4 protein-coding genes are annotated in these 6,095 nt (G+C 39.7%); 2 read left to right on the top strand and 2 right to left on the bottom strand.

From position 1 onward, the window contains the following. The coding region (locus DBR11_RS25845) for a hypothetical protein (protein WP_146186666.1) at positions 1–970 on the bottom strand (970 nt) is incomplete at its 3' end. Positions 971–1,083: 113 nt separating this feature from the next. Beyond that, complete coding sequence (locus DBR11_RS25840) at positions 1,084–2,985, bottom strand: DNA topoisomerase IV subunit B (protein ID WP_108555458.1); 1,902 nt, start codon at positions 2,983–2,985, stop codon at positions 1,084–1,086. A 128-nt stretch (positions 2,986–3,113) separates the two neighbouring features. Here DBR11_RS25840 and DBR11_RS25835 point away from each other — a divergent pair, with 128 nt between their 5' ends. Beyond that, complete coding sequence (locus tag DBR11_RS25835) at positions 3,114–4,451, top strand: MFS transporter (protein WP_108555459.1); 1,338 nt, start codon at positions 3,114–3,116, stop codon at positions 4,449–4,451. A 75-nt stretch (positions 4,452–4,526) separates the two neighbouring features. Beyond that, positions 4,527–5,861, top strand: a complete 1,335-nt coding sequence (locus DBR11_RS25830; RefSeq protein ID WP_108555457.1) for a DEAD/DEAH box helicase — start codon at positions 4,527–4,529, stop codon at positions 5,859–5,861. Positions 5,862–6,095 lie beyond the last annotated feature (234 nt).

Raw genomic sequence — 6,095 nt, 5'->3', positions numbered from 1 at the left:
TACTTAAAGTGATCAACAAACGTTCATTTTTATATAATTTAAACACATTGTAAACAATTAAACCCACCAGACTCAACAACAACAAAGCATTCAATACAGAAATCCTATCCAATTGCTTCATTTCTCTCGCGAGTTCATTACTTAGAACAATTCTGTTTTTCTCTATCCGGCTGATCTGGATTTTCTTATACAACTGTAAATCAGCAATGATCTCTGCAATCAGTTTATGATTCAGAAATAGGATTTCTATCTCTTCAGGCTTTAATTTATTGGTAGTGGAATAGAGCTTGCTATAATAAGCATCTAAAATCCTGTGCTGTTTTGCACTGATTCCCTTAACTTCCGATCGCAAAATTTTCTTTTCTTCTCTTCGTACGATCAACAAGGAATCCCGGGTGTTACTACCAGAAAATAATCTACCCAGAAATTTTTTCCTTGGAGAAGATTTTCTGACCGTATCCATATGAACGATGGTTTGCACCTTCGCAGTTTTTTTAGATATCACAACACCCTTTGGCAAGGCTTGTTTTTCTACCAAACCAAGTTTGGACACACCAACAATTAAACTATCGGTAAGCTTTCTTATTTTTAAATAACTTTCCCTGTTTAATTTCTTTTGTTTAATACTATCCCTAAGTTCATTTATTTCTGTTTTATCCAGACCTGCATCCAAATCTCCGAGTAAAGCAGATGCTGTTTGGATTTGAGACAGAAATTCCCGGATGTATCGCTTATCAGCTGTAGCTTCATATAACCTGGAGTTACTTTCCGCTTCATAGAGTAAATAAATGAAGTTATCAATCCTGGAATAATCCTCCTGCAAATTGACGAGTGCTTCTGTATTTTGCTTTAATGCATTTACTTTATTGCTCCTCATGAACAAAAAAAACACAAAGAGAAACAGTATAAGCACCACGAATAGCACTACAATGTTATTAAAAGAAGACTTTTCCTTTGCTACAAATGTCATAAAAGTAAAGCAAACAGCAATAAATATTAAACCTGTTTATTCTCTAGCAAAAGGGATCTGATTAGAATACAATGATAAATAAAAAAAAGAACAAAAGACGTATCTATCTACGATTAAGCAACATCCAACGTGCTATCCGGTTCATTTTCCACCAACGGCTTTTCGGTGGAAACCAAGTCATCAATGGTATCCTTTTCAACCCGTAGATTCCGGATAATATGCTGCTGACGATCTGGTGTATTTTTACCCATATAATATTCAAGCAGATTTTTAATAGTCTGATCCTTAAGAATAACCGGATCAAGTCTGATATCCTTTCCGATAAACAGACCAAACTCATCCGGAGAGATCTCACCTAATCCTTTAAATCGTGTAATCTCAGGTTTTGCTCCCAATTTCGCAATGGCTTTCTTACGTTCATCATCGCTGTAACAGTAGATGGTCTCTTTCTTATTTCTCACCCGGAATAAAGGAGTTTGCAGAATATAAACGTGACCGGCCCTAACCAAGTCAGGAAAAAACTGCAAAAAGAAAGTCATCATTAATAAACGGATGTGCATTCCATCCACATCCGCGTCTGTTGCAATAACGATGTTATTGTAATGCAGGCCATCCAGACCATCTTCAATATTTAAGGCATGCTGAAGTAAGTTGAACTCTTCATTCTCATATACCACTTTTTTAGTCAGTTCATAGCAGTTCAAAGGTTTTCCTTTTAAACTGAAAACAGCCTGACAATCTACATCCCTTGATTTAGTGATAGAACCAGATGCGGAGTCCCCCTCTGTAATAAATAAAGTAGTTTCGTATCTTTTATCGTGTGTTGTATTAAAATGAACCTTACAGTCTCTGAGTTTTTTATTGTGTAAAGACGCTTTCTTTGCCCGGTCATTGGCCAATTTCTTGATTCCGGCAATGTCCTTCCGTTCCCTTTCAGACTGCAGGATCCTTTTTAGTAAAGCATCTGCAACTTCCTGATTTTTATGCAAATAATCATCCAGTTCTTTTTTAACAAAATCATTGATAAAAGTACGTACCGAAGGACCTTCAGGCCCCATATTCTGTGACCCTAATTTGGTTTTGGTCTGAGATTCGAATACCGGTTCCTGCACCCGGATAGAGATTGCAGCAATAATAGAAGCCCTGATATCTGAGGCATCGTATTCTTTTTTATAAAACTCCCGGATCGTTTTCACCACCGCTTCTCTAAAGGCAGCCTGATGTGTCCCCCCCTGTGTAGTATGCTGTCCATTTACAAAGGAATGGTAATCCTCGCCATATTGCTGGCCATGCGTCATCGCAATCTCAATATCATGGCCTTTCAAATGGATAATGGGATAGCGAATACTTTCTACATCAGCCACTTTATGCAAAAGATCATACAATCCCCGTTCCGACAAATACTTTTGTCCGTTATAATTTACCGTAAGGCCAGTATTGAGGAACACATAATTCCAAACCATACTCTCCACAAAAGCAGATATGTAATGATAATTTCTGAATATGCTTTCATCCGGATAAAAGGTAATAGCAGTACCATTCCGTTGTGTAGTATCAATGATTGGATGTTCGGTCACTATCTCCCCTTTAGAGAATTCTACTTTTTTTGTTTTCCCATCGCGGTATGACTGAACAACAAAACTGGCAGACAAAGCATTCACCGCTTTTGTACCCACCCCATTTAAACCAACAGACTTTTGGAAAGCATTACTATCGTATTTTCCTCCTGTATTAATTTTGGATACACAATCGATTACTTTACCCAAAGGAATACCCCTTCCATAATCGCGTACATTCACCTTATGTTCAGAAACCGTCATCTCAATCGTACGTCCGGAGCCCATCACAAACTCATCAATAGAGTTATCAAAGATCTCTTTCAGTAAAACATAGATCCCGTCATCCTGCGCTGAACCATCGCCCAACTTCCCAATATACATTCCGGGACGTAATCTGATGTGTTCTTTCCAGTCGAGGGACCGTATGCTGTCATCGTTATAAATAGGTTCTGCCATGATGTTTATTGTGTAGAACTACAAATTTAATGAATAAGCAGGTCTTATCCTCCACAAAGTTTCAACAAATACACATTTTACATTATCTTCATCAAAAATTCCCGGATACCCAGCGAAAATCGTTCACAATGCCTGTCAAAACACTTCCACTCAAAAAAGAAATCGCATACGCTTCAGGCATGATGGGATGGAGTATCATGACCAATATTATCATTGTCATGCTCCCTTACTTTTATCTGCCGCCAAACAACTCTGGCTTGAGCCCTCTGGTTCCACAGCTGCTGGTGTTCGGTGCATTTAACATTCTTTCCCTGATTGCTGCCTCCGGACGTTTATTTGACGCTTTGTATGATCCTTTTATTGCTTCTTTGAGCGACAGCAGCAAGAATCCAAAAGGACGACGAATCCCCATCATGCGTTATGCCATTGTTCCTTCAGTCATTTTCTGCGGGCTGGTCTTTCATCCATTGGTCAACGGAGAAAGTATCACCAATGCCTGGTGGCTCACTTTTATGCTGGCCGGATTCTTTATATCCCTGACAACGTATATCATACCATATAATGCATTGCTTCCTGAACTTGCCCATAATCCAGAAAAAAAAGTCCGCCTTTCAACCTATCAGCAGGTGGGTTTCGTCGTTGGGATGATCATTGCTGCGCTATGTAATAACTACGCAGACCTGCTGCAGGAAATTTTTGCCATTTCAGACAGGACACTCGCGCTTCAATATACCATGTGGGGACTTTGTATTCTTGCCGGGCTGGTTATGATCGTACCTGTCATTGCCATCGATGAAAGAGAATACAGCGAAGCGAAACCGACTCATATCCCATTACTTCCTGCCATTAAAAATACATTCAGAAATTCTAACTTTAAATATTACCTGATTTCAGATTTCTCTTATTATATCGCGCTAAGCATTATTTCCAGCGGGTTGCTTTTTTTCGTTACCGTATTGCTTGGTCTTCCTGATTCTGATGGTGGCAAGTTTATGGGAATTATGGTTCTCCTGTCCCTGGTTTTTTATCCCTTTATCAATTATGGCGCTAAAAGATTCGGAAAGAAACCTCTGGTTATGATCGCTTTTGCGGTACTCAGCCTCATTTTTGTCACCATCTATTTTCTTGGTAGACTTCCTTTTTCATCCACGGCACAAATGTATATCATGGTCAGCTGTGCCTCTTTTCCTTTAGCTGCGCTTGGTATTTTACCTAATGCTATCCTCGCAGACATTGCCCAAAAAGATACAGAAGAAACGGGCGAAAACCATGAGGGTATGTTCTTCGCCGTAAAATATCTGTTTGTCAAATTGGGTCAGACCCTTGGTATTGCCGTCTTTGCCATGCTCACTGTCTATGGTAAAGACCCGGGAAAAGATTATGGGCTGCGTCTAAACGGAGTTGTCGGCTTTGTCCTATGTGTTTTTGCCTTGCTTTTTTTCAGCAGATTTAAAGAAAAAAAATAACCTAAATTTATCCGTACATTTGTACGGAATTGAAATCTATTCTTTTCATTCCATTAAACATTAAATACATATACATTGTTATTCAAAGAATTAAACCTGATTGAGCCGATTCTAAATGCGCTGCAAACAGAAGGTTATACTCAACCAACCCCCATACAAGAACAATCCATCCCAACTATATTAAAAGGCAAAGATCTATTGGGCTGTGCACAAACCGGAACAGGTAAAACTGCGGCTTTTGCCATTCCTATGCTTCAATTGTTATATAAGCCCCACAACAATACCAAAGGGCCAAAAACCATTAAAGCATTGGTTCTTACACCAACCAGAGAACTGGCAATTCAAATTGAGGAAAGTTTCAAAGCTTATGGGAGAAACCTGCCTTTAAAGTATCTGGTGATCTTTGGCGGTGTTGGTCAAAAAGCACAGACAGATGCCCTGCACCGGGGAGTTGATATTTTAGTTGCGACACCAGGAAGATTATTAGACCTGATGGGACAAGGCTTTATCAGCCTGCGAGATCTGGAAATATTTGTTCTTGATGAAGCAGACAGAATGCTGGATATGGGATTTATCCACGACGTCAAAAAGGTAATTGCCAAACTTCCTGCGCAGAGACAAACCTTGTTTTTCTCGGCAACCATGCCTGGAGAAATTCAGAAACTGGCCAATACGATTTTAACCGACCCAACTAAAGTAGAAGTGACACCTGTTTCTTCTACGGCAGAAAAAATACAACAAGCCGTTTATTTTGTCACTAAAAATGACAAACGCAGTTTACTGAACCATATCCTTCAGGACAAAAGCATTGAAACGGCATTGGTTTTTACACGAACCAAACATGGTGCAGATAAAGTGGTTAAAGACCTGATCAAATCCGGCATTAGAGCTGAAGCCATCCATGGTAATAAATCACAGAATGCGAGACAAAGGGCTTTAACAAACTTCAAAGCCAGAACAACCCGTATTTTAGTTGCTACAGACATTGCAGCAAGGGGAATTGATGTAGACGAACTGACCCATGTGATCAATTATGAGCTACCAAATATCCCTGAAACCTATGTACACAGAATTGGCCGTACCGGCCGTGCAGGTTTAAGTGGTATTGCTTATTCATTCTGTGATGCAGAAGAAAAAGAATATTTAAAGGATATAGAAAAACTGATTGGTCTTTCGGTACCTGTCGCTGAAGACAATCCTTTTGCAATGAGCTGGCAAAGCTTAATGGCTACGGCAGAAAAGCCAAAAGCCAAAAGCGGAAACCGTGGTGGACAAGGCGGGAGGCAAGGACAACCGAATGGTAAACCACAAGGACAACGTCAGGATCGGGAACCAAATTTAAGTGGAACGAAAAGAACGCCAAGCAGTGGCTCCAGAAGATGGAGCAGCAAGGGTAAACCAAAAACTTAAGATATATAATACAAAGGCCGGACAATAATCCGGCCTTTGTGTATTCCAAAAAAGAATTTACTGCAGGACAAAAGTCATCACAATAGATGGATCATCCACGCTCGTCATTTTACCATATGTATTTTCACCATCAACATAGTAATCAAAAGAGACCCGATTAGCCAGTATAAAGTCATGTAGCTTAACAATAATCTTCGCTGCATAGCCACCTGATGGCGCTGACAACAAGGTGAA

It is taken from the genome of Pedobacter sp. HMWF019, assembly GCF_003061025.1.
GTDB lineage: Bacteria > Bacteroidota > Bacteroidia > Sphingobacteriales > Sphingobacteriaceae > Pedobacter.
Note: the sequence above shows the minus strand (reverse complement) of the source record. Positions and strands in the feature narration are given on the sequence as shown.

What these genes read in the sequence shown, in the direction of transcription:
- DBR11_RS25840 (WP_108555458.1), bottom strand. Translation starts at nt 2,985, where the DNA reads ATGGCAGAACCTATTTATAACGATGACAGCATACGGTCCCTCGACTGG.
- DBR11_RS25835 (WP_108555459.1), top strand. Translation starts at nt 3,114, where the DNA reads ATGCCTGTCAAAACACTTCCACTCAAAAAAGAAATCGCATACGCTTCA.